Raw genomic sequence first — 24,317 nt, forward strand, 5'->3', positions numbered from 1 at the left:
TCATGGCCAATTTTCCAGGAGCGCGTCCGTCGAAACCGATCGAATTGTCGAGGGCTGAAGACCGGATCTCTTTTCTCTATCTTGAGCACTGCACCATCGGTCGAGATTCTAATTCTCTCACTGCGACTGACGACCAGGGCGTCATGCATATACCCAGTGCTGCACTGGGAGTGCTTATGCTGGGCCCTGGTACACGGGTTACGCATCAGGCGATGGTGGTTATTGCAGATGCCGGTTCAACAATCGTCTGGGTGGGAGAAAACGGTGTGCGATATTACGCGCATGGTCGGCCGATAGGTCGTTCGACCCGGCTTCTGGAACAGCAGGCAAAGCTAGTGAGCAACCGAAAAACCCGACTAGCCGTTGCGCGCGAAATGTATGGGATGCGCTTTTCCGGCGAGGATGTGGAATCCCTGAATATGCAGCAATTACGGGGCCGAGAGGGTGCTCGGGTTCGTTCGGTTTATAGGGAATGGTCAAAGATAACTGGGGTTGAGTGGTCGCGCCGTGAATACCGCCCTGACGATTTTTCGGATGGCACGCCAATCAATCAGGCCCTTTCAGCAGCACATTCTTGCCTATACGGTGTTGTGCATGCCGTGATGGTTTCCTTGGGAATGAGTCCTGGCTTGGGGTTTGTGCATACGGGGCACGACCGAGCATTTGTTTATGACATTGCGGATTTGTATAAGGCAGACATAACGATTCCAGTTGCTTTTACTGTGGTTTCTGAGCTTGGAACCGAGGTTGATACTCAAACACTTAGCACTACGGTTAGGCGACATGTGCGTGATCGAATTCGTGAAGAAAAAGTTATTTCGCGCTGCGTTAAGGACCTAAAGCTCTTAATGAAAGAGCCTCTTGAAAACGAGGAATTCGGCGAAGTTATCGAGTTGTGGGATTACAGCCGTGGCGCGATTAGAGGTGGTACAAATTACTCCTCCGGAGAACCGCCATGGTGACAATAGTTTTGACGAGCTGCCCTGCCGGGTTGCGGGGCCATTTAACTCGATGGCTTGAGGAAATCTCCCCAGGTGTATTTGTTGGGAAAGTTAACTCTCGTCTCCGTGACATCTTGTGGGGACTCGTCATCGAAATGGTTGGCAATGGTCGTGCAATTATGGTTTATCCGGATCGGAATGCCGAACAAGGGTATGCCTACAAGGTGCATCGCCATGATTGGGAGGTTGTTGATGTTGAGGGGCTGTCCCTGATTCGGCGTCCGTTCAAAAACAGGACTAAAGGTGATGTCGGATTACAACCGGGGTGGTCAAATCCAGCCAAGCGGCGTCGTGCTCGACGTGCTCGTCGAGCTGAGTGATATAGAATTCTTCACTGGGAACTGAAATCTGCTGGTTATTAAGTGTTTTCCCCGCGCGAGCGGGGATGTTCCGAAGTTCACGCTGCCGAAGTTCGACCAGCTGCCGTTTTCCCCGCGCGAGCGGGGATGTTCCCTCATACGGCTCCGTGCCACCAGAAGCGGTAACGTTTTCCCCGCGCGAGCGGGGATGTTCCTACCAGTCCACACCTTCGTGGCAGCACCAACGAGTTTTCCCCGCGCGAGCGGGGATGTTCCGGACGGTGCCCGCTGGGGTGGGCGCATGCAGTCAGTTTTCCCCGCGCGAGCGGGGATGTTCCCAAACACGCCACGGCCAACAAACTCCGCGAACAGTTTTCCCCGCGCGAGCGGGGATGTTCCGCGGTCGCTGGCGTTCACGCTGAACCTCAAGCGGTTTTCCCCGCGCGAGCGGGGATGTTCCTCGACTTCGGGCCATCAACCGCGAAACCACGGCGTTTTCCCCGCGCGAGCGGGGATGTTCCTCTCAGAAGCCTTACGATCCTTAGACGTCTCCAGTTTTCCCCGCGCGAGCGGGGATGTTCCCGACAAAATCACCGTCGAATGCAAAAACACCGCGTTTTCCCCGCGCGAGCGGGGATGTTCCGAACTGCATGACGATATCGCTCACCGTGGAGTGGTTTTCCCCGCGCGAGCGGGGATGTTCCCCAGCTCATGCAGGCCATGGGGACAGCGCAGAAGTTTTCCCCGCGCGAGCGGGGATGTTCCTGCGGAGAGGACGCGGGGGTTAGTGATGATTTTGTTTTCCCCGCGCGAGCGGGGATGTTCCGTACCAGGTGATGCCACCGCTATCGCCGGACGAGTTTTCCCCGCGCGAGCGGGGATGTTCCCGTCACACCGACACGGTCACCCAGCCAGCAGTGGTTTTCCCCGCGCGAGCGGGGATGTTCCGTAGTGGACGAAGGAGCCAAGGTGTCGTGCGTGGTTTTCCCCGCGCGAGCGGGGATGTTCCCGCCCCAACCCGACTGCCGTTCAAGCAAATCGAGTTTTCCCCGCGCGAGCGGGGATGTTCCCTCGTGCGGGAAGTCCGGCAGGTTACCCTCGTAGTTTTCCCCGCGCGAGCGGGGATGTTCCTGCCCTCCCACACCTGAGAAACAGTTTCCTTAAGTTTTCCCCGCGCGAGCGGGGATGTTCCGGCCTCCGGCAAGATTTCCGGTTCGGTTTCTACGTTTTCCCCGCGCGAGCGGGGATGTTCCCTGGGGTGACTGCTCTGGTACCGCGTCGGCGTTGTTTTCCCCGCGCGAGCGGGGATGTTCCCGTCACCGAGGACAGCGCTGGCAACATCATTGTGTTTTCCCCGCGCGAGCGGGGATGTTCCCAAGAGAAATTAGTTGGATTGGAGCGTCGAAACGTTTTCCCCGCGCGAGCGGGGATGTTCCTCTGCGGCCACGGCTCACCATTCGGCATCCGCTGTTTTCCCCGCGCGAGCGGGGATGTTCCTGATGTTCTCACCCAGGATAACCGGGTGAGCCTGTTTTCCCCGCGCGAGCGGGGATGTTCCGAACAGCGCGGCAGTCGCACCCGTCATGGTACCGTTTTCCCCGCGCGAGCGGGGATGTTCCGTGGTCGATGACCGTGGGCGACCCGCGCACCGAGTTTTCCCCGCGCGAGCGGGGATGTTCCGCAGAAGTGGGCTGACCTCGGGCCTGCGATGGGGTTTTCCCCGCGCGAGCGGGGATGTTCCCCAAGGGCTGCTTAGGCAGCGCCGACAGTGAGCGTTTTCCCCGCGCGAGCGGGGATGTTCCTCCTGCGTTGGGGAAGCGCATGTCGTTTGAGACGTTTTCCCCGCGCGAGCGGGGATGTTCCACACCTACCCGGTTTCTGAGGCTGACTACGGCTCGTTTTCCCCGCGCGAGCGGGGATGTTCCGCCCTCAAGGGTGGACTGTTCAGCCATTGCTGTGTTTTCCCCGCGCGAGCGGGGATGTTCCCGAAAACGCGAAGGTCTGGGTGTGGTCGTTCTGGTTTTCCCCGCGCGAGTGGGGTAGTTCAAGTTTGATTATGAGGGGATACTGTCCCCATAGAAACACTCAGGAGGGTAAACGCATGACAAGGTATTGGGATCACAGCGGCAGTATCTACAAAGACGACGGTCAGGAAGACTGGTGCGACCCCATCACCGAGCAGCAGGCACTCGCTGAGATCACCGAGCAGCAGGAACAGCATAACGAAAGGGTGAAGAGCAAAATCAAGGAACTGCGCGCGAGAATGAAATCGGTCGGTGCGCAGACCAGGCAAGCCACCGAACAGCCGTACCCAACCTTTACTGAGCAATCCGCCGCATACCGTGAGGGCGCGCAGGCCTACAACGAGGGCAAATCTTGGCGCGATAACCCGCATGCCCCCGAGTCAGGTCTAGCCGCCCCGTGGCGCATGGGCTTCAATACCCGCAAGCAGCAGGTAGCGGAGATCAGGGCACAGCGAGCCGCCGCTGCGCGGCAGGAAAACTAGGCCCTGGCCGCAAAAACGCTCAGCCAAAGCTCTAAAATTCCCACAAATTCCCGGTTCCAGCCCCGCGCAATCTGTTACACTTAGCAAAACGAAACTCAGGAGCTTGGTGTGCAGTACTTTTTCACGGTCCATGGCCGCAGAGATATCAACGCGTATGACTCTGATGAGGAAATGCACGCTGCCTTTGAACGGATTGGACGCTTCAATCAGAAGCTTCAGGACGAAGGCCACTGGGTTATGTCCGGCGGGCTGGTTCCACCGGAGGATGCCATGACGGTGCTGCCGGATGGTTCGCACAGCGATTTGCCGTACTACAACGCGATGACGTTCCCGTCAGCTTTTTGGATTGTCCAAGTCGCAGACGAGCAAGAGGCCATCAATCTAGCCCACGAAGCCGCGGAGGCGTGCGCGCAGGCAGTCGAAATGCGCGCCATCGCCGATTAACTCACCGCAGCCCGTGCACCCGGCGCATGATGGTCAACATCGCTTGCGTCGGGATTCGCCGCATGAAGGGCACTGCAACGCTTGCCGACGACCCCCGCGCCACCAGAGCCAAAGGTCGCTCGGCGGTCACCTCGCGCATAACCACCTCAGCAATCTCCGAAGCGGGAATGCCATCTTCCTCATTGGCGTTCAACTTCGTCAGCATGCGGTGGACATCAGCAGCGTAAACGGAGCCCTCATCGCCATACGTCGTCCGACGTGTAGAAATCCCCGTGTTGATGGCACCCGGTTCGACAACCGTCACCCCAATACCGAACTGCGCGACTTCACCGCGCAACGAAAGCCCAAAGCCGCGGATAGCGGCCTTCGTCGCCACATAGGAAGAACGGTAGGACAGCGGCAACCCGCCGAGCATCGAGCCAACCAGCACAATTCGGCCACGACCGGCCTCGCGCATGCCAGGCAGCAGCTGCTGTAACAGCTCCACCTGCCCCAGAACATTGACTTGGAAGAGACGCTCAAGCGCCTCGCGGGGTAGCTCCTCGAAAGCGCCCGACTGGCTCTCACCGGCGTTGGCGACGACGACGTCGTAAGGCCCGTGGGCGACCACAGCAGCGATGTCGTCGGCGCTGGACATGTCGAGTGCCACCATCTGCACGCCCTCGGGGTGCGGCGCCTCGGCGCCCCTGCGGGACGTGCCAACGACCTCGAAACCGTCCTTGACTAGTGCCTCCGCGCATGCCCAACCGATGCCGGAGGAAGCGCCGGTCACTAACGCACGGCCGCCACCTACACTCGGCAGTTTCGGTCCGCGGGTGAGATTCGCAAAAGCACCGGTCAGGCCATCAGTCATCGAGCCTGCACCGCCTCAATGGTCATGCCGCCCGCGCGGAGACGGCGGGACAGGGCGTCGCCAAGCGCGACAGTAGGAGTGAGCACGCCGGTAGCGTCCGGCAGATCGTCGTGGACGAGTGCGAGGGCGGCGCTGGAAATCATAATCGCGGTGCCTGCGTACCCCGGGTCTTCCTCGAGAGACACCTTGGAACGCCAGTGAATGCCGGAGGTATCGACAGTGTAGGCCTCGATGGTGAAGCGACCCTCGGCCTGTTCTTCAGCGCTCGGGCCCTCACCCGGCTTCGGCAGCTTCTTATCAATGAGCTTGGCCGTCGGCCCGAACGCCATCGCCGCCAGCGCCAACCTGCAGACAGCCGCAAAAATATTTGCGCGGACGAAAGCCCTCGGGCCACGGCCGACATTGAGTAGCTCGCGGTAGCGGAAGGAATCACCGTAATCCGCCAGCATCGCCGAGCGCTGAACAATTCGGGTGTTGAACGGCGACATGAAGAAGGGCGCTCGCCAGTGGCGGCGGAAGCGCGCCGGGCGCAGGTCGACGCCGAACTTACCCTGGTCGGGACCCGGCTCAGCCAGGGCGTACTGATCGGCGATGATGCGACGCAGCTTGGGGTCCTTCTTGGCCTGTGCAAGCTGGACGCGGACCGAATCGATAGTGCCGCCGGAGACACCGCCCTTGACGTGCTTGAACAGCAGGGTTGTTTCACCGAGCTTGGTGTGGGCCGCCTCGTGGAGCTCGCGGACAGCGACGTCGGAAGGAATCGAGTCGAAGCCGCAGGAGTGAACAATCTTCGCTCCGGTCTGCTGTGCCACCTCGTGGTTATTCGCGATGGAGTCGTGGACGAACAGCACCTCGCCACACAGGTCGACGTAGTGAGTACCGGCCTTGGCGCACTCGGCCACCAGAGTGCGGCCGTACTTCGCGTACGGTCCCACAACGGTCAGCACCACCTTTGTGCTGGCCGCAAGCTGAGCCACCGCTTGCTGGTCGGCGGCATCCGCAACAATGACCGGCCAGTCCGATACGCCTGCGTTCTCCGCGACGTCGGCAAGCTTCTGGGCGTTCCTGCCTGCGAGCGCCACCTTCGTCTGACCGGCGTGTTTAGCCAGATAGTCCACAATCAAGCGGCCCACGAAACCCGTGGCACCGTAGACGACGATGTCGTACTCGCGGTCGTGATTGCGACTCTGTGGCTGTGCGGAAGAAGTAGTCATGCCTACGAAACTAATAAAACGAAAGCGATACCGCGGGCGAATTAAAAAGGTTTTCTGAATCCGGGTACTCAGCGAGAGGTTTGGAGGGAGGGTTAACGTAGGACAAGTGACTAGCGCTAACGAAAACCCCGAACAGATCGAAGGACTACGGCCAGAAGATCCCGGATTCCGTCGCGCGCTTATTGCTGTGCTTTTCGCTGGCCTGGCATCGTTCCAAGCGCTCTACGCAACGCAGGCGCTACTGCCCACGCTTTCCGACGAGCTATCGGTCGACCCCGCCACCGCCGCGCTGACGGTATCCGCCACCACCGGTGGCTTGGCCTGTGCGATTATCCCGGTGTCCATTTTGTCGGAGCGCTTTGGGCGCAGGCGCGTCATCGTCATCAGCGCATTTGTGGCAACGCTACTGGGGCTCGTGGTGTCAATTGCGCCGGGCATCGGTTCGATGATTGCGCTGCGCCTGTTGCAGGGCATTGTCATTGCCGGTGTGCCCGCAGTGGCTATGGCGTATGTCAGTGAGGAAGTCCACGCCGACCATGTCAGTCGCGTGATGGGGCTGTATATCTCGGGCACGACGGTCGGTGGCCTGCTCGGCCGTATTATTCCGTCCATTGTGCTGGAGTTCGCCTCCTGGCGGGTGGCGATTGCGGTCTCGGCGACGGTGGCGTTTGTTTTCGCCATTCTGACCTGGTACTTCCTGCCGCAACAGCGTAGGTTCCAGCCGAAGCAGCTGTCGTTTGCAGGGGAGGGGCAGGCCATAGCGCGGCACTTGCGCGACCCGCGCATTCTCGCGCTGTGCGCCCTGGCGTTCCTGTTTATGGGGTCGTTTGTCTCTCTGTACAACTACCTGGGCTTCCGACTGGGCGATAAGTTCGGGCTCTCCCCGGCACTGGCAGGGTTCGTATTTATTCTCTACCTGTCGGGCACGTGGTCGTCGGCACGCGCGGGCGTGTGGGCGAAGACGGTGAGCCGCCGTCGCCTCATCGCCATTGCGACTCTGGCCGCGTGCGTGGGCCTGGGGCTGGCGCTGCTGCCGTGGCTGCCCGCATTGGTTGTGGGCGTACTTGTATTCACGGCATCGTTCTTCGTGGCGCACTCACTGTCCTCGTCCGGCGTGGGGCTGGTGGCGCAGCGCGACCGCGCCGAGGCGTCATCGATGTACCTGTTCAGCTACTACGCGGGCTCATCGATTGTCGGTTGGGTCTCCGGCATGGTGTTCAGCCACTTCGAGTGGGCAGGGCTGATTCCGTGGCTGGTGGCGCTGTCCTTCATCGCTGGTGCGTGTGCTGTGGCGGGGTTGAAGCCGCGGCGGTAAGGGTAACGCGGTAGGGGGAAAATCGCCAGCAAGGTACATTTAGACACCAAGAAACGAACCCTTAATGTAAAAAACGGTGATTTTTTACATTAAGGGTTCGTTTTTAGGGCACTATATGTAGAAAGCATCATGTAAAAAGCATTGGAAACAGAAGGGGGAGACTCGCCGTGAAGCACTATCCGCTTAAGAGGATCTTCCACATGTCTGCACACGATGCGGAACAGGCAGTGGAGAGCGAGTACCAGTCACGCAAAGACTCCCCGTCGACGATTCAGTGGCACTTTCCGCTGGGGCAGTGGCCACTCTTTTGCTGCATCACAAGCGATCTCGCAGCCAGGGTTGAAAAGATTCTGTCTCTAGAGCTGCAGATTTCACAGTTGTGGAATCGTCTGCCAGGTGCCGCGCGGACTCACTATCTCTTCAATCTGCTCCTGGCCGAGGTGGTAGCCACCAATGAGATTGAGGGGATTCACTCCACACGGCGAGAAGTCGCCGAGGCGTTGGACAACACTTCGGGAACCCAGCACAAGCGCTTTCATGAGTTCAGTCAGCTCTATTTCCGGCTGGCAAACGATGAGCGGATTGAGTTTCCGACAACGCTCACAGGGATCCGGCAGCAATACGATCAACTTCTCGGCGATGAAATTGGCGCCGAGGATGAGTTAGACGGTGAACTCTTTAGAGCATCAACGGTCACAATTACCGATGGGCAGCGACAGATTCATCGCGGTGTTGAAAGTGAAGCTGCCATTCACCAACTTCTCAATGAGTTCCTGGAAACGGTGAATTCCTCAGAGGACAATCGGCTTATTCGAATCCTGGCAAGCCATTTCATGTTCGAGTTCGTTCACCCGTTTTATGACGGCAATGGTCGGATGGGGCGTTTTCTGCTGTCAGTGGCTTTGCGGGAGAGACTCTCACCTGCCACAGCGCTGACTATTTCTCGCCAACTCGCTGAGGATAAAGCGAAGTATTACAAGGCTTTTACCACTACGGAAGACCCAATGAACCGGGGCGAAGTCACGTTCTTCGTCGAGGTGATGGCTGATGTCATTCTGAATGCTCAGCAGTATTTGCTGGAAGAGCTGCAGATGAAGTCCCACCAGTGCGAGAAGCTTGAACAGCGGGTAGCTGAGCTAACCAACTCGCCCGAGCAGGCACTGTCCGTGTCGCTGACAGACAACGAAATCGGGACGCTGTTTGTCCTGGCACAGGTTCGGTTGTTCGGACCTGATTATGGAATCAAGCTCGAACACGTCGCCGACACCATCGGCAAGGAGAAGCGGACAGCGCGAAAGTATCTCGCCGAGTTAGAGGCTCAAGGACTGGCAACGCCGACGAGCCGTCGCCCGCTGCGATTCCAGCTAGCGCCGGCTGGCGTAGACCTTCTAGGCCTTGAACCCACCGAACACTAATCTGCTTCCGGAACCTACTTCTGGCCCACAATCAGCTCAGTGCCTTCGGCTGAAAGCGATGCCTGACCAGCGGGCTTACGCGACGGGCCAGAAACAACCTCACCAGTAGCAATATCAAAGTGGGAGTTGTGGTTCGGGCAAATCATCACACCATTGCTGACCTCGGTGATACGACCATTCTGGTGCGGGCAGGAACTGGAGAAAGCGGCGAACTTGCCTTCCTCCGGCTGCGTGACGACGTAATTGCCGATCACCACACCGCCACCAACCGGAATGTCGGCAGCGTCAACCTTCTCCACCGCAGACTTTGGTGCACAAGCGGCTACGAGTGCGCCAGCTGCAGTGGCGGCAGTTCCCAGGAGGAAACGACGACGGGAGCACGGGGAGACATCAGAACTCATGGCACTGAGATTACCTCTATTTCGCGACCTTTATTTCTGATAGGAGCGCTCACCGAAGATGGCGCGTCCCACACGGACGGTGGTCGCCCCCTCGGCGATGGCTTCGCGGTAGTCGCCGGACATACCCATTGACAGTTCGTTGAGGCTGACACCGTCCGGCAAATCCCCGAGCAGACTGTCCCGCAGCTCCCGCAGCTCCGCGAAGGTCTCGCGCACATTCGGATCATTCTGGGCCGCGATGGTCATAAACCCGCGCAGACGCAGGTTCGGGTATTCGCCATCGGGGCCAAACATGCGGACAAACTCCGCCGCGTGACTCGGCGCCAGACCCGACTTCTGCGGCTCGCGGGAGGCATTGACCTGAATCAACACATCGAGCTTGCGCTCGGAATCGGCCAAGCGACGCTGCAGCGCCCCGGCCACCTTCGGGCGATCCAGCGCCTGAAACTCATCAGCACAGCTGACCAAGTGGCCGGCCTTATTCGTCTGCAGTGGACCAATGATGGCCATATGCGGTGCCTTGTCGCCGAAGGCCTCCCGGAATGCCTCCGCCTTGGCCACCGCTTCCTGGACGCGGTTTTCCGCCAGGCCAGCGCAGCCGGCTGCTGCGAGCTCCGGCCAGGATTCCACCAGGGCATCGACAGGCACAGTCTTGCTGACGGGCAGCAGGCGGACCTCGGAGGGCTGGCGCCCAGCTCGTCGGCAAGCGTCGTCGATCTCGGAGCGAACCTTGCGATAGTTTTCCACGAACATACCTCCCACTCTAAGGCCTGAGTAGGAAGAACTGTGCGGTAGTGTCGAATCATGCTCATGGACAGACTCTCGACGCTTTCCGTCATGCAGAGACGGATCTTGGCAATTGTATTTGGGCTGGTGTCGCTGGTCGTTGTCATCGACCTCATCTATCTTGCGGCAACTGCCTACATGATGGACCTCGAGGTCTTCCAAGACGCCGGCTGGGCACTACGACGAGACCAGGATCTCTACTCACCAGAGTTTCCCACCAGATCGGGTTTCCGCTTCATCTACCCACCGTTTGCGGCGCTGCTGTTTTACCCGCTGACCTGGGCGGGGCCGGTGACCCTGCAGATCATCTGGACGTTCGCCACGCTGGCGGCGGTGTGGGCGATGCTGTGGATGGTCTTCACTCGTCTCGGCTCTGAGCGTCCGAAGCTGATGGCTACCTGCGTGCTCGGTGTTGTGATGCTGCTCGACCCGCTGCGCGCCAACGTGCTCTTCGGGCAGATCAACGTCTTCCTCGCGCTGCTGGTGGTCTCCGATGTGCTGGGCTTTTTGCCCAAGAAACTGCGTGGACTGGGCGTGGGTATCGCGGCGGGCATTAAGATCACCCCCGCGGCATATGCGCTGGTGTTCCTCATGCGCCGCGACTTTGCGGCCGTGGCCAAGAGCTTCTGCTGGTTCCTGGTAACCGTCGCCATTGGTTTCGCCGTGCGCTTTAAGGAGTCCATCTACTTCTGGACCGATGAGTTCTTCGCCGGCAACCGCGGTGGCGCCCCGACCTATGAGGCCAACCAGGCGTTCAGTGGTCTGCTCGCCCGCGCCGGGGTGGAGGGTACCGCGCTCGATATTGGCATCTACGGTTTCTTCCTCATCGGTGCCATTGCCGCTGCTTTCGTGGCGTGGATCTACCACCGCAATGGCTATGATGTCGCAGCCCTTGGTTTCGTTGCGCTGGCGGTCAGCTTCGCCGGGCCATACGCGGTCAGCCACCACTGGTCGATCGTCATGGTCTTCGTGCCGCTGGTGCTCTTCGTCCGCGAGATTGGGCACATTATTGTCGGTGTCCTGTTCATGATCGCCCACTGGTGGGCACCGTACAAGGTGTTCGTGGGCAATGACTTCGGCCACGCTGCCAATGTGGGGCAGTGGTTCTACGGCAACATGCAGGGAATCATGGGGGGCGTGCTCTTCTTCACCTGCCTGGGCTACGCAATCTACCTCTGGCGCAAGCCCAGTCGCGTGCGGGCACAGGCAGCTGCTTAACGACGGGCTTGCTTAACGACGGCGCTTCGTTCTCGCAGTAGCCTGCTCCTCCCACGGGTTCTCCGGCCACGGGTGCTTGGGGTAACGGCCCCGCATCTCGGAGCGAACCTGTGCGTAGGCGCCATTCCAGAAACTTTCCAAGTCCTGAGTGACCGCGAGTGGTCGCTGAGCCGGTGACAGCAAATGCATTGTCACCGGCTTTTCCAATACCTGCGGGGTCTCCGCCAGGCCGAAGCACTCCTGCAACTTCACGGCGAGCACAATCGTTGCCTCAGGGTCCGTGGGGTCCTCCGGGTACTCCAGGCGAATCTTCGAACCAGAGGGGACCTCCAGGCGTTCGGGCACCAGCCGGTCGAAGTCCGAGGCCTCCGGCCAGGGCAGCAGGCGGTGTAGGTGTTCGGCATCTAGCTTGGGTGGGGTCGGGCGGTCCAGCTCGCCAGCAAAGAGGAGCTCGGCCTGGGCCGCCAGCCCTGCGGGGGAGACATCCGGCCATGGGGCACCGCGATGAGTGTGGAGAAAGGCCATGCGGCGGCGGAGCTGTTCGGTGTCGCGGTCGAGGTTGGGGGAGGCGTCGGTAAGCGCGGTGGCAAGCCAAGCGGAGTTGGCGGCGATGCACTGCTCGGGCGTCGGGGAGACCTGGCGGGAGGACAGTTCGATGGCACCGAGCAGGTCGCGCGCGCGGGCGCGAACGCGGCCCTGTTCGACGCGCGCCGTGGTCTCCGTGCGGGCGAGGTGGCCGGCGGCGAGCATGGCGATTTCCAGGTCGATCGCCTCGCCGGTGCGGATGAGCGCACGACCGTGGGAGAGCCGCGAGATGTCGGCGGCCGCAATCCACTCGTGGCCGTGTAGGTCAGAACCGCGGGCGAGTTCCGCTGCGGTGCCGCCGGTGAAAAGGTACTCGTCGGAACTCGCACTGCGCCGTCGCCCGATGAAATCCGGCCACGCCAGGGCCGTGACCAGCGCGGGGATGTCCGAGGGCAGCAGATTGGCGGGGGCTTCAGTATCCAGCTCAATGCGGCGCACCTGCTTGGCCAAGCCGCGGGCATCGGTGAGTTTCTCCACCGCGCGTGCGACCGCGTCGGCGTGCTGCGGCATCATGGCCGTGGCGGTCAGCAGCGCGCGTCCCATGCGCGGATGCACCGGCAGGGTAGCCAGGGTGCGGCCGAGTTCCGTGATGTCACCGGCCTCATCAACAGCGCCCAGGCCAGCGAGAATGCGGTTTGCAGCCTCGGCGTGGTGGGGTGGTGGGGCGTCGAGAAGCTTCAGTCCCTGCATCCCCGGCGTGCCCCACGCGGCGGCGTCGAGGAGCGCTTGGGTCAGGTCGGCGACCTCGATTTCCGGCGCGGGCCCGGCGGGAAAGGACGCGAATTCCGACTGGGAGACGCAGCGCACCACGATGCCCGGGCCCTCACGTCCCGCTCGGCCAGCGCGCTGGTTCGCGGAGGACTGCGCACACGAGCTGGTGACCAGGCCGGAGAAGCCACGCGCAATGTCGAGTCGCGGTCCGCGCGCGAGGCAGGCGTCGACAACGGCGCGCACGCCCGGCACAGTCACGGATGATTCCGCAATCGCGGTGGACACAATTACGCGTCTACCATCCGCTTGCCGACGGAACACGCGGTCCTGCTCCTCGGAGCTCTGCTGGCCGTGCAGCGTCAGCACCGCCACCTCCGAGGAATCCGCGATATAACCCGCGCAGCGTTCCACCTCGCGGATGCCGGGGAGGAAAACCAGCACATCACCGGCGGCTTCTTCCGTGAGTGTGCTGGCCTGGGCGGCAACGTGCTGCAGGAAGTCGTCGGTCACACCGCGTGCATCCAGCCGTTGCGGAAAGGGCGCGTAGCGGATGTCCAGCGGGTGGATTGCCGCCTCCGCAGCCACGATGGGAGCCGGGGCAGAGCCACCGAGCAGGGTCGCGAACTTCGGCGCGTCCACCGTTGCCGACATAGCGACAAGGCGCAGGTCATCGCGGATATCCCGCAAGTCGCGCACCATCGCCAGCACTAAATCGGTATCCAAGCCGCGCTCGTGCACCTCGTCGATGAGCACCGCGCTGGCATCCACGTCGCCGTCGCGCAGCAGTCGACGCAGCAGCACACCGGGAGTGACAAACTCCACGCGGGTGGCGCGGGAAACTTTTGTGTCGCCACGCACCGAGTAACCAACTTCCCCACCGAGCTTCGTGCCCGACAGCTGTGCCAACCGCCGCGCTGCCGAGCGCACCGCCACACGCCGGGGAGCCGTGACCACAATGCGGCCGCCCAGGGTGTTGGCTACTGCCGGCGGAACCAAAGTGGTCTTGCCGGTGCCCGGTGGGGCTTGGACTACTACGTCGTGGTCGCGCACGGCGTCGGCAAGCGAGGCGAGCTGCGACGCGAACGGCAGGCCTGCAGAAATGTTCTGCAAATTGAACTGGAAATCGGTGCTCATAGAACTGGTAGTAACTCCGGACAGGCGGGTAAAGTGCCCGCATATGCAGGACTTATCTCGTTTTGGTTGGCTTTCAGTGGGGGCGGCGGTCGTCACCATCGCGCTGAAGTTTTGGGGCTACACTCTGACCGGATCGGTGGGCCTGCTTTCCGACGCGACGGAGTCGATTGTCAATCTGGTTGCGGCAGTTTTCGCAATTATTGTGCTCAAGGTTATCGCGCGGCCCGCGGACCGCGACCATGAGTTCGGCCATTCCAAGGCAGAGTACTTCTCGGCCGGGCTGGAAGGTGCCATGATCTTCGTGGCGGCGGCGGCGATTATTTATGTCTCTATCGAGCGTTTGGTGCACCCGCAGCCGATTGAGCAGATCGGCCTGGGCCTCATCGTGACCGTGATTGCCTCGGTGGTTAATGGTGCGGTGGCGCTGATTCTGCTTAGGGCTGGGCGTCAGCATAACTCCCTGGCGCTGACCGCCGACGGCAAGCATCTTATGACCGATGTGTGGACCTCCGCCGGTGTTCTGGCGGGTGTGGCTCTGGTGTGGATTACTGGCCTGTGGTGGCTCGACCCGATTATCGCGCTGGCGGTGGCCGTAAACATCCTGGTCACCGGTTTCAAGCTGCTGCGCGATTCCGGTAACGGCCTGATGGACAAGGCCATGGAGGGCGAGGACCGCGTGGCGGTGGACGAGATTTTGGCCTCGCACCGCAATCGGAGTCGGGGCATTGACGTTCACGAGATTCGCACTCGTGTGTCGGGGCATCAGCAGTTCATTGAGTTCCATGTGCTGGTGCCGGGCGCGTGGAGCGTCGAGCGCGGCCACGATGTGCTCACTGCGATGGAGGATGAGCTGCGGGAGCGCTTCCCGGGTGTGCATATTTCCTCGCATCTGGAGCCGATCGAGGACGAACGCGCCTATGGGGATGTGCAGTTGTAACGCGCGTGAGGCAAATTCCACGAAAGCGCTGAAAGTGATGAGCCTTACACTTTAAGATTGTGAATACAAAATCATGCACTGTTTAAGTCCACTCGAAGGAACTGCATAAATGACCTCCGAAGCCTCAACCACTTCCACTGGGGATAGCCGTTTTTCCGCGAAGAGCCCGAAGTTGCCGGAGCCGTGCCCTCGGCAGGACATCATTATTCCGGCAAATGACCGCGTCCTGCTGCGCGGAACCATGTTCCGCCCGAAGGAGAACCCAGAGAACATTCCCAACGGCATCATCACCGTTCACTCCGGTACCGGTGTGCCGCAGGGTTTCTACCACCGTTTCGCTGAGACCGTGGCAGAAAAGGGCTACGGCGTTATCACCTATGACTACCGCGGAATTGGCCAGTCCGCTCTGAAGACTGACCAGAACAATGAAGACATCCGGATGTCGGACTGGATCACCAAGGATATTCCGGGTGTGATTGAGTGGGCCAAGGAGACCTACCCGGACGTGCCGCACTTCGCTGTCGGTCACGCGGTTGGTGGTCACGGCATCGTCTACGCCGGCTCCGAGGGCACCTATGACGCAGCGGCGTTGGTCAACTGCCGCGGTATGCGTATTTCCAAGGTGCCGTCCGTGGCGGGCAAGGTCCGCGCATTCTTCATCTTCAATATTCTCGGCCCGATTAGCGGTTTCATCACTGGCCACATTCCGGCGTCGGCGTGGCGTCTGGCTGTTGAGCCGCCGAACGGTGTCATGCGTCAGTGGGCTCGTTGGGCTCGCAAGGAAGGCTACTTCTTCGACGATTCCGAGTTCGACTTCGCTAACCGCTTCTCCAAGGCTCCGCAGCCGTTCCTGTCCATCCGCGTTCCAGATGATTACTGGACTGAGGAGTCCTCGGCAGACCTGATTACCAATGTGATGAGCTCTGCTGAAAAGATTGAAAAGCGCCAGGCTCAGCCGGCTGGTGGCAAGGGCGTGGGCTACGGTGGTTACTTCCGCTCCGGTCACGAGAAGGAGTGGGACGAGCTGCTGGCCTGGTTCCAGGCCAACAAGGGCTAAGTAGGAGGTTTTATGGCGATTTCCCAGGTAGAAACGCCTTTCGGCGCGCTTGGAATCGCCACCTCCGCTCGCGGGGTCGTCGAAGTCAATCTCTTAGGCCCCGTGCTTGACGACGACCCCAGCGCCGCTGACCCCGAAGCGCAGGCGGTGGCGGAACAGGCAGCGCAGCAGTTCCGCGAGTACTTTGCCGGGCAGCGCCGCGAGTTTGCGCTGCCGCTGGACTGCGACATATTCACCCAGGATTCTTTCCGCGCTCGTGCGCTGACCGCACTGCGCGACGTGCCGTATGGCCAGGTTGTGACCTACGGTGAGCTCGCTGAAATGGCCGGATCACCCCGTGCCGCCAGAGCTGCCGGCTCGGCCTGTGCCACCAATCCGCTGGGCATTCTGATTCCCTGTCACCGCGTGGTGCCCGCCAGTGGGGGAGCGGGGTCTTTCGGATCCTATGCCGGCGGCCGCGAAATGAAGCGCTGGCTGCTCGAACTCGAAGGTTGGCAAACAGTTATTCTTTAATGCATGACTTCGCATTCTCCGCGCGATCAGTTCGCCACCGAATTTGAGAACATCATCCGCAACCGCCGTGCCACGCGCGTCTATGCTGACGAACCGCTTGACGACGCTGACGTGCGCCGCCTCCTGGAGCTATCTCTGGAAGCTCCCAGCGCCTTTAACATTCAGTCTCGGGCTATCGTGCGCATCGAGGACCCTGAGGTGCGCCAGCAGGTAGTGGAAGCTGCCGGTGGTCAGAAGCAGGTTGCCAATGCGCCGCTGCTGCTCGCCTTCATTGGTGAGCCGACCGGCTGGAAGCGCGGTATTCCACGCCTGGTTGAGGCCAACAAGGCGACTGGCCTGTGGGACGAAGTTGCCGCTGCCGAGCGGGAAGCCTCGATGACCTCCTTCCATAAGGTCCGCGAGGAAAAGGGTCTCTCCCGCGAGTTCGCAATCCGCGACGCCATGATTGCCGCTTCTTTCGCTATGGTCACTGCCAGCGCCTTTGGTTGGGCTAGCTCCCCGATGACGGGCTTTAGTGAGCAGAAGGTCAAGGAAGCTATCGGTGCCGGTGACACCGATGTGGCGGTAGCGCTGTTGCTGGCCATCGGTGTCCCGGGTGAGTTCCCGGCTCACCCGGGCCGTTTCGAGTTCGAGCAGCGCGCCTACACCGACCGCTACGAGGCGTAGCAGCCCTAGCCCTACAGCGCGAGCGCTACCTCAACGGCCTGGCGGATGGCACGCTTTGCGTCCAGCTCAGCGGCCACGTCCGCGCCGCCGATGATGGTGACATTGGAGTTATCGCCGGTGACGCTCTCGCGATCCTTGCCGCCCAGGCAGTCCAGATTGGATACCTGACCAGTACAGACAATCACGTTGTCAACCGCGATGACCTGTTGCTTTTCATCGATGGTGATGTGCAGGCCCTCGTCATCGATACGGTTGTAGGTGACGCCGGTGTACTGCTTGACACCGGCCTTCTTGATCTCCGCACGGTGAACCCAACCAGTGGTCTTGCCCAGGCCCTTACCGATGCGGGAGGTCTTGCGCTGCAGCAGGTGCACCTCGCGCTCAACCTCAAACTCCTCAGCCGCGCCAGAGACCGTGCCCGGCTTGGTCAGACCCGCGCGGAACTCCGCAGGGTCACCGACGCCCCAGGCGTCCTTCCAGGCTTCGATGGTCTGGTTCGGCTTGCGAGTGAGGTATTCACACACGTCCACACCGATACCGCCAGCACCGATGACGGCCACCTTGTTGCCGGCCTGCTTCGCACCCGAGAGCAGCTCGTCGTAACGAATGACCTTCTCGTGGTCGATACCGTCAATGCCCGGGATACGCGGGGTGACACCCGTGGCCACAATCACGTGGTCAAACTTGGTCTTGAGCTCGTCGACGTCGGCACGCGTGTTCAGGTGAACCGGAACTTCGAGGACCTCCAGGCGACGGGAGAAGTACTTCAGCGTCTCGCCATAGTCCTCCTTGCCCGGAATCTTTGCGGCGAGGTTGAACTGGCCACCAATCTGGTCGGCGGCCTCGAAAATCTCTGGGTGGTGACCGCGCTGAGCTGCGGCTTCCGCGAAAGCGAGTCCAGCCACACCAGCGCCGATGACGGCGATGCGCTTGGCCTTGTCCTTCGCAACCGGCACGGATACCAACTCGGTTTCGTAAGCAGCCTTCGGGTTGACCAAACAGGTGGAGCGCTTGGCCGCGAAGGTGTGGTCCAAGCAGGCCTGGTTACAGGCGATACAGGTGTTAATCTGGTCAGCTCGACCATCGCCCGCCTTGATGGCGAAGTCCGGGTCAGCCAGCAGTGGGCGGGCCATGGAAATCAAGTCCGCATTGCCGTCAGCGAGGATCTTCTCCGCAACCTCGGGGCGGTTGATTCGGTTGGAGGCTGCCACCGGGACGTCGACAAGCGAACGGAGACGACCCGTCAGATCCGTGAATGCGGCGCGCGGCACGGACGTGACGATGGTGGGGACGCGTGCTTCGTGCCAGCCGATACCGGTGTTGAAGACATCGACGCCAGCCTCGACCAGACGCTGCGCGAGTTCAGTGGTCTCGGACCAGGTCTGGCCGTCTTCCACCAGGTCAAGCAGCGAAATGCGGTACTGCAGTAGGAAGTCCTCGCCCACCTCGGCGCGAATGCGGCGGACAATTTCGATGGGCAGGCGCATGCGAGCCTCGGCGCTGCCACCCCAGTTGTCCGAGCGGTGGTTGGTGCGCTCGGCCAGGAACTGGTTGAGCAGGTAACCCTCGGAACCCATAACCTCGATGCCGTCGTAACCGGCGCGCTTTGCGAGCTTCGCGGCGCGGACATAAGCGCCGATAGTGCGTGAGACATCAAAGCCGGTGAGGCGGTGAGCCTTAAACGGGCTAATCGGCGACTGACCGGTATTGGCGGAGCGAGCCAGCGGGCTGTAGCTGTAACGACCGGCGTGCAGCACCTGCAGCACGATGTGGCTGCCGTGGGAGTGCACGAGGTCAGTAACGCGGCGGTGATTGTCCGCCATGCGCTTCGACGCCATCATCGAACCGGCCGGAGTCAGCCAACCCTCGATGTTGGGAGCATAACCGCCGGTGACGATGAGCCCCACGCCACCTTCGGCGCGCCGACCCAGGTAGGCAGCCAGCTTGGGGATATCACGGGTGCGATCTTCCAGGCCGGAGTGCATTGAGCCCATGATGATGCGATTGCGCAGAGTTAGAGGACCGACGTCGAGAGGGGAGAGAAGATGTGGGAAGTGAGGCTGGTCAGACATGCAACCAGTATCGCGGTTTTAGCGGCTGTGTATGAGGTGAATCGGAAAAATTCCGGCACAGTTTTATATACGTTTCACGTGGAACATCAGGTGTAAAGCACGCGCAGTCTTCGGCGCAGGAGGGTGTCGTATGACTACAGTCGGGAATATTAGTAGACGCATGTAGCAAGGAGTTGAGCCCCCATGACCTCTGAAACTTCAACTAATGGCAAGAAAGTAGCTGTAGTTACCGGTGCTTCTTCCGGTATTGGTGCAGCCACTGCCAAGCAGTTCGCAGCTGAAGGTTTCCGCGTTGTGCTGGGAGCCCGCCGCGAGGACAAGCTGGAGGCTGTCGCGGAGGAGATTCGCGCTGCCGGTGGTGAAGCGACGGTCTACAAGGTTGACGTCACCTCTGACGCCGATGTGGCGGCGCTGGCTAAGGCCGAACCGCGCGTCGACGTGCTGGTTAACAACGCCGGTGGCGCCTGGGGCATGGAATCGGTTGAAGGCGCTGTCGAGGAAAAGTGGCGCTGGATGTACGAGGTCAACGTGCTGGGCACCCTGCGCGTCACCCGCGCGCTGCTGCCCGCATTGAAGTCCACTAGCGGCATTGTGCTCACCGTCGGCTCGATTGCCGGCCGTCAGGTCTACACCGGCGGCGCCGGTTACAACGCAGCCAAGCACGCTGAGCGCGCGCTGGTGGAAGTCCTGCGTCAAGAGGTTGCTGCCGATGGCGTGCGCGTCACCGAAATCGATCCGGGGCGCGTCCACACCGACTTCTCACTCGTGCGTTTCGACGGCGACGAGACCAAGGCCGCAGCGGTCTACGATGGCGTTGAGTCGCTGACCGCCGATGATGTTGCCGACATCATTGTGTTCGCGGCCACCCGTCCGAAGCGCGTCAACATTGACTTCCTGCAGGTGACCCCCATCGACCAGGTGGGCGGCGCGAAGCCGAAGAAGTAAACCGACTACATAGAGGAGCCGTACATGAGCATCGATATTGCCGCTGACACCAAGATTGCCCTGGTCACGGGTGCAAGCCGTGGTATTGGCCTGGCGGTCGCCAAGGATCTCTCCCGTGACCACCATGTCATTGTGGGCGCTACCAGTGCTGAGTCTGCCGAGAAGGTGGCGTCGCAGTTGCCGTCGGCAAGCGTATTCGTTGCTGATCTGGGTGATACCGACGCCGTAAACGCGGAAGTGGCAAAGCTGTTGGAGGCGCTCGGTGGGCGCGGGCTGGATGTGCTCGTGCACTCGGCGGGCGTGTACGTCGATGGGGACGTGGCGGAGGTTTCGCGTGCGGACTGGTCGCGAATTATGGACATCAACGTCGTCGCCGTCGCCGACCTGACACGCCAGCTGCTGCCAGCGCTGCGCAAGGCGGAGGGCACGCTGGTAACCATCAACTCGGGCTCGGGATTCCGCGCTTCAGCTGGTACTTCACCGTATGCAGCGTCGAAGTTCGCGCTGCGGGCCTTCACCGATGCGCTGCGCGAGGAAGAGCGTGGCGCGGTACGAGTCAGCTCCGTGCACCCTGGGCGCGTCGATACCGATATGCAGGTTCAGCTGCAGTCGAATTGGCACCGCGATGATGCGGATTGGCGTTACGACGGAACGAAGTTCATGCGGCCTGAATCGATCGCAGCCGCAGTACGTCTGGCCGTTGATACCGGAGCGGATGCCAACGTGGATGAAATCCAGGTGCGCCCGCGCGGATAGCCGTGTAAAAGGTAGCGAAGATAAGCAAAAAGTGTGCCCACCAGGCGGATAGCCGGTGGGCACACTTTCGTGTGCAGGCTTCTTACTGAGCGTCCAGGTTCAGGCGCTCGTGCATTGCTTTGACCTCGCGCGGGACAACCTTGCCGATGGCGTTGCGCGGCAGGGAGTCGACGAAGAAGACGCGGTCCGGAGTGGAGTGCTCGGCCAGAGTTTCGCGGACGTACTCGCGCAGCATGTCCTCGGTGAGGTTCTTGCCGGCCTCATTGTCCTCGCGGACAACGTAGAGGAACAGGTCAGCGAAAATCTCGTCGTTTTCGTTGCTGCCGTGGCAGAAGACATCGGCGATGCCCGGCACCGGGCCCAGAATTTCTTCGACCTCGCGTGGGAAGACGTTCTCGCCGCCCTTGATCACCATGTCGTCGGAGCGACCACAGATGTACAGGTAGCCGTCCTGGTCGATACGGCCGAGGTCACCAATCTGGAACAGGCCATCGACGGTGGTGAACTTGTCCTTCTTGTTCAGGTAACCGATGAAGGAGAGCTCCTGAGCGGTGTGGATCATGCCAACCTCACCCGGCTCGACTTCCTTGCCGTCGTCACCCAGGATGCGAACCTTGGCGCCAATTGCCGGGCGACCTGCGGAGTCCGGGCGGGCTGCGAGGTCCGCGCCGGATGCGATGGAGCACAGGCCGGCCTCGGTGGAGCCGTAGAAGTTACAGATAACCGGACCGAAGCGGTGAGTCAGCGCGGAGACGAGCCAGCCCGGGATGGCGTTACCAGAGGAGACAATGAAGCGGAACGGGCCAATCTTGCGGTTCGGCTCCTCATCCAGAACATCCTTGATCTGGCGCAGGAAGAAGGCCGCGGAAATCATGCCGTTACAGCCGTACTGTTCACACTGGTCAACAGCCTTCTTCGGGTCGAAGACACGCATGGTGACAATGGTGGAGCCGGTAGCCATGCCAATCAGCACATTTGCCCAGCCCCAGGCGTGGAACATGGATGCGGACTGGTGAATGACCATGTTGCGGCGCCACGGAATACGATCGGCGATTGCACCCACAGTTGCCGGTGTCTTCGGCTCATTGCGCAGGACACCCTTCGGGATGCCGGTGGTGCCGGAGGACATGATGATGATGCGTCCCTGCTCCGGCTTCGGATCTAGCTTGGCGTTCGATGTACGACCTTCTTCAATGAGGTCTTCCATGAACACGAAGTTCTTGCCCGCGTTCTTGCGGGTCTCCGGCTTGGTCACGGAGGTAATAACGACGGTGACATCGTCGAGGTCTTCTGGCAGGTTGCCCAGGAACTCGTCATCGACGAACAGGAACTTGGCCTTATTCTGGTCAACGACACCGCGAATCTGAGTCGGGCCGGAGCCGATGTTCATCAGCATAATTTCGGAGCCGATGAATCCCTTGATGGCCATCGGCAGGATGATGCCGCGGCCGTTGCGTGCGATAACGCCGAAGCTGGACTTCTGGGTCATGCCACGGTCCATCAAGGCGCGAGCCAGGGCGTGGGCGTTGTCAAGCAGCTGAGAATAGGTGAGTTCGCCGTCATCGTCGACAAGGGCGAGGCGATCCGGGTAGCGCAGCGCACTCATGGAAATCAGGCTGGCGACGGAGAACTTCAGGCGACGCAGGTAATCGAGAATCTTCGGCGCCGTCTTCGGAGTCATGTACAGGGCACCAGTACGCAGGAGTGGTGGAATCGACTGGGCAAAAGCCTTGATTTGGAGCCCAAGTGGTACTTCCGGAGCCTTCATTTCAGCTGCCATGGGTGAGAATCCTCCAAGATGATGGACAAGCGATTAATAGCGCCAAGCGACTCTTTAGTCACACTGACACCATCAGTCACGGTAGTGCGATTTTGTAACAACCAGACTTTAACAAACCTGTGCCGCGTCAAAAAGTAGTTTCCACGAAGAAAAGTAAAAAATACGCAGTCGGCGTGCGCAATGCTTTACGACGGATACCTTTTCGCGTACGGGCTCGAGGATACAGTGTTATCAAACAGTTATAAACCGACAGGAAGCAGTGAATATAACGAAAGGATAACACTGCGGTAACGAATTCAATTCTGATATTGACGTATATAACTCTATGAACCCAGGGGTTTTCGGTTGGTTTGTTTGACGGGGCGGGCAGTAGCTGAATGGCGGTCGCCCCCAGAAATTAGGGGGCTAGGAATCTTCTGAAAAATAGAAATGTTCGAGACTAGGAGGGGCGGAGGTTGCGAGTGCGTAGCTGAATAGGTGGCATATTCGCTGGCTTGAGCCTCGGTGTGCGGCATCGGTGAGCGTCGGAGGAAGTTGCCCTAATTCAGGGTTAGGGCGGCAAGTGTGGGCTCATCCTCTGGTGTGCAGGTAGAGAGCCAACGGTCGATGGCATCGTACTCCGCCTGTGTGAGCCACAGGTGGTATTTCTGTTTTACTGCCACCTGGCGAGCGACATACTGGCAGCGAAATGGCTTATTGGCGGGTACCCAGGATGCGGCATCGCTATCCCGCTTCTGTTGATTGGCGGGGCCATCGACGGCCAAGAGGTTGAGGGGGTCATTGGCAAAGTCCTGCCGAACCTCGGGCGGGAGTTGCTGTGCCCCCTTTTGCCAGGCGTCGCTTAAGGCTACGACATGGTCGATTTGAACGGCAGAAGAGGTATCGCGGCCACGCTGGAACTCAATCATCGTGCCGGTATAGGGATCCAGTAATTGCCCTGAAAGCACGACGCAATCGTGGCTATTTGGTTTGTACTCCTTATTAATAAGGTCACGATTCAAAATATCGTTTCGCGTGTCACATCCGTTGTGCCCAAACTCGGCAGAGACGTCGTCGCTCCAACGTTGCCCGAACTCATCGCGCGCATAGCCGGTTTTCGGTGCGCGCCCTTTTACCTCCAGCTGGTTGAGGGCGCTACGGATGCCGTCGATAGGCGATGTGCCGGGCGCTGGGGTGTCCGGGGCGGCGGGGGCGTGGGGCACTTCGGGAATCTCGGGCGCGGGTTCCTCTGGCTCGGGCGTAAATGCGGGTGCCGGTGCCGGGCTGTATGACTGGCTCTCTGGAGTGGGGGCTGTGGGAGCCGTGCAGCCGCTGAGGATTGTCGCTGCGCCGATAAGGAGGGCGAGGCCCTGCAGTGGCGAGCGGAAACGACGGTTGGCGAGCATGGAGCTAACCATAGCGGTGGGGGCGGATTGGGTATGGAGAGAGGTGTGCTAAAGAATCGAACAATTGTGCGTAGCTAGCGGGGGTGGTAGCTCGATTAGGGGGTTATGGCGTTAAAGCGGGTAGTAAAAGCCCGGTTTTAGTCGAACGGGAAGGGTGTTCTAGCTCCTTCGGGGGTGGGTAAATATAGCTAGTTCCCTAAATACGTATTGCAATACGCCTAGGTGAAAGTGCATTGTTAAAACAGTTGGAAATATAGATAACCCGTGTCCCCCAATTGGCACATTGCACCTACAAGGGGAAAACAGCCATGACAGCTAAGACAG

The 24,317-nt window shown here is 60.5% G+C and carries 21 protein-coding genes and 1 CRISPR repeat array; of the genes, 13 read left to right on the forward strand and 8 right to left on the reverse strand.

What is annotated here, in order from left to right:
- The first annotated feature begins 2 nt into the window (after positions 1-2).
- From cas1e to HMPREF2920_RS03335, 4 genes are all read left to right on the forward strand, one after another.
- On the forward strand, positions 3-962 hold the full coding sequence (cas1e, locus tag HMPREF2920_RS03325; RefSeq protein WP_070854003.1) for a type I-E CRISPR-associated endonuclease Cas1e: 960 nt from the start codon (positions 3-5) through the stop codon (positions 960-962).
- On the forward strand, positions 956-1,321 hold the full coding sequence (cas2e, locus tag HMPREF2920_RS10590; protein ID WP_083327106.1) for a type I-E CRISPR-associated endoribonuclease Cas2e: 366 nt from the start codon (positions 956-958) through the stop codon (positions 1,319-1,321). The genes cas1e and cas2e overlap by 7 nt, the downstream gene beginning before the upstream one ends.
- A 44-nt stretch (positions 1,322-1,365) precedes the next feature.
- A CRISPR array of direct repeats spans positions 1,366-3,347; the repeat unit is 28 nt; unit sequence GTTTTCCCCGCGCGAGCGGGGATGTTCC.
- Positions 3,348-3,401: 54 nt separating this feature from the next.
- A complete protein-coding gene (locus HMPREF2920_RS03330) occupies positions 3,402-3,806 on the forward strand; it encodes a hypothetical protein (protein ID WP_049172567.1) in 405 nt (134 codons plus the stop codon).
- A 108-nt stretch (positions 3,807-3,914) separates the two neighbouring features.
- Positions 3,915-4,250, forward strand: a complete 336-nt coding sequence (locus tag HMPREF2920_RS03335; RefSeq protein ID WP_049172565.1) for a YciI family protein — start codon at positions 3,915-3,917, stop codon at positions 4,248-4,250.
- A gap of 1 nt (position 4,251) precedes the next feature.
- Here HMPREF2920_RS03335 and HMPREF2920_RS03340 read toward each other — a convergent pair whose 3' ends face one another.
- On the reverse strand, positions 4,252-5,103 hold the full coding sequence (locus HMPREF2920_RS03340; RefSeq protein ID WP_070767668.1) for an SDR family NAD(P)-dependent oxidoreductase: 852 nt from the start codon (positions 5,101-5,103) through the stop codon (positions 4,252-4,254).
- Positions 5,100-6,317 carry a saccharopine dehydrogenase family protein gene (locus HMPREF2920_RS03345; RefSeq protein ID WP_070595870.1) on the reverse strand — a complete coding sequence of 406 codons (1,218 nt, stop codon included), beginning with the start codon at positions 6,315-6,317 and terminating at the stop codon, positions 5,100-5,102. Before HMPREF2920_RS03345 ends, HMPREF2920_RS03340 begins: the two co-directional genes overlap by 4 nt.
- A 106-nt stretch (positions 6,318-6,423) precedes the next feature.
- On the opposite strand from HMPREF2920_RS03345, the gene HMPREF2920_RS03350 reads away from it, so the two are divergent.
- The gene (locus HMPREF2920_RS03350; protein WP_070595869.1) at positions 6,424-7,632 is read left to right on the forward strand and encodes an MFS transporter; all 1,209 of its coding nucleotides are present in this window, start codon (positions 6,424-6,426) and stop codon (positions 7,630-7,632) included.
- A gap of 200 nt (positions 7,633-7,832) precedes the next feature.
- On the forward strand, positions 7,833-9,047 hold the full coding sequence (locus tag HMPREF2920_RS03355; protein WP_070767698.1) for a Fic family protein: 1,215 nt from the start codon (positions 7,833-7,835) through the stop codon (positions 9,045-9,047).
- A 14-nt stretch (positions 9,048-9,061) separates the two neighbouring features.
- On the opposite strand, the gene HMPREF2920_RS03360 is transcribed toward HMPREF2920_RS03355, so the two are convergent.
- Positions 9,062-9,448 (reverse strand): Rieske (2Fe-2S) protein, encoded by a 387-nt coding sequence (locus HMPREF2920_RS03360; protein WP_049172555.1) that lies wholly within the window; start codon positions 9,446-9,448, stop codon positions 9,062-9,064.
- A 30-nt stretch (positions 9,449-9,478) separates the two neighbouring features.
- A complete protein-coding gene (locus HMPREF2920_RS03365) occupies positions 9,479-10,201 on the reverse strand; it encodes a YggS family pyridoxal phosphate-dependent enzyme (protein ID WP_049193390.1) in 723 nt (240 codons plus the stop codon).
- A gap of 84 nt (positions 10,202-10,285) precedes the next feature.
- Between HMPREF2920_RS03365 and HMPREF2920_RS03370 the strand changes: the two genes are divergently transcribed.
- Entirely contained in the window at positions 10,286-11,452 is a 1,167-nt protein-coding gene (locus HMPREF2920_RS03370) for a glycosyltransferase 87 family protein (RefSeq protein WP_242458688.1), read from the forward strand.
- A gap of 12 nt (positions 11,453-11,464) precedes the next feature.
- Here the strand turns inward: HMPREF2920_RS03370 and HMPREF2920_RS03375 are convergent, their stop codons facing one another.
- Positions 11,465-13,882, reverse strand: coding sequence for an ATP-dependent RNA helicase (locus HMPREF2920_RS03375; protein WP_070854004.1), 2,418 nt, complete (start codon positions 13,880-13,882; stop codon positions 11,465-11,467).
- A 43-nt stretch (positions 13,883-13,925) separates the two neighbouring features.
- Between HMPREF2920_RS03375 and HMPREF2920_RS03380 the strand changes: the two genes are divergently transcribed.
- From HMPREF2920_RS03380 to HMPREF2920_RS03395, 4 genes are all read left to right on the forward strand, one after another.
- The gene (locus tag HMPREF2920_RS03380; protein ID WP_070854005.1) at positions 13,926-14,819 is read left to right on the forward strand and encodes a cation diffusion facilitator family transporter; all 894 of its coding nucleotides are present in this window, start codon (positions 13,926-13,928) and stop codon (positions 14,817-14,819) included.
- Positions 14,820-14,928: 109 nt separating this feature from the next.
- Positions 14,929-15,876: an alpha/beta hydrolase family protein gene (locus HMPREF2920_RS03385; RefSeq protein WP_049189819.1), complete on the forward strand. Its 948-nt coding sequence runs from the start codon at positions 14,929-14,931 to the stop codon at positions 15,874-15,876.
- A gap of 12 nt (positions 15,877-15,888) precedes the next feature.
- Positions 15,889-16,389 (forward strand): methylated-DNA--[protein]-cysteine S-methyltransferase, encoded by a 501-nt coding sequence (locus tag HMPREF2920_RS03390; RefSeq protein WP_070767672.1) that lies wholly within the window; start codon positions 15,889-15,891, stop codon positions 16,387-16,389.
- Between the two features lie 3 nt (positions 16,390-16,392).
- On the forward strand, positions 16,393-17,055 hold the full coding sequence (locus tag HMPREF2920_RS03395; RefSeq protein WP_049172542.1) for a nitroreductase family protein: 663 nt from the start codon (positions 16,393-16,395) through the stop codon (positions 17,053-17,055).
- Positions 17,056-17,066: 11 nt separating this feature from the next.
- On the opposite strand, the gene HMPREF2920_RS03400 is transcribed toward HMPREF2920_RS03395, so the two are convergent.
- The gene (locus tag HMPREF2920_RS03400; protein WP_049189818.1) at positions 17,067-19,127 is read right to left on the reverse strand and encodes an oxidoreductase; all 2,061 of its coding nucleotides are present in this window, start codon (positions 19,125-19,127) and stop codon (positions 17,067-17,069) included.
- Between the two features lie 183 nt (positions 19,128-19,310).
- Between HMPREF2920_RS03400 and HMPREF2920_RS03405 the strand changes: the two genes are divergently transcribed.
- A complete protein-coding gene (locus tag HMPREF2920_RS03405) occupies positions 19,311-20,072 on the forward strand; it encodes an SDR family oxidoreductase (RefSeq protein ID WP_049193380.1) in 762 nt (253 codons plus the stop codon).
- A gap of 24 nt (positions 20,073-20,096) precedes the next feature.
- A complete protein-coding gene (locus HMPREF2920_RS03410; RefSeq protein ID WP_016421787.1) occupies positions 20,097-20,828 on the forward strand; it encodes an SDR family oxidoreductase in 732 nt (243 codons plus the stop codon).
- 82 nt (positions 20,829-20,910) lie between these two features.
- On the opposite strand, the gene HMPREF2920_RS03415 is transcribed toward HMPREF2920_RS03410, so the two are convergent.
- Together HMPREF2920_RS03415 and HMPREF2920_RS03420 are read right to left on the reverse strand one after the other, a co-directional pair.
- Positions 20,911-22,608 carry an AMP-binding protein gene (locus HMPREF2920_RS03415; protein WP_049193377.1) on the reverse strand — a complete coding sequence of 566 codons (1,698 nt, stop codon included), beginning with the start codon at positions 22,606-22,608 and terminating at the stop codon, positions 20,911-20,913.
- Between the two features lie 539 nt (positions 22,609-23,147).
- A complete protein-coding gene (locus HMPREF2920_RS03420) occupies positions 23,148-24,005 on the reverse strand; it encodes an HNH endonuclease family protein (protein ID WP_083295689.1) in 858 nt (285 codons plus the stop codon).
- Between the last annotated feature and the right edge of the window lie 312 nt (positions 24,006-24,317).

The sequence above is a fragment of the Corynebacterium sp. HMSC075F02 genome, from assembly GCF_001838335.1.
Taxonomy (GTDB): Bacteria; Actinomycetota; Actinomycetes; order Mycobacteriales; family Mycobacteriaceae; genus Corynebacterium; species Corynebacterium jeikeium_D.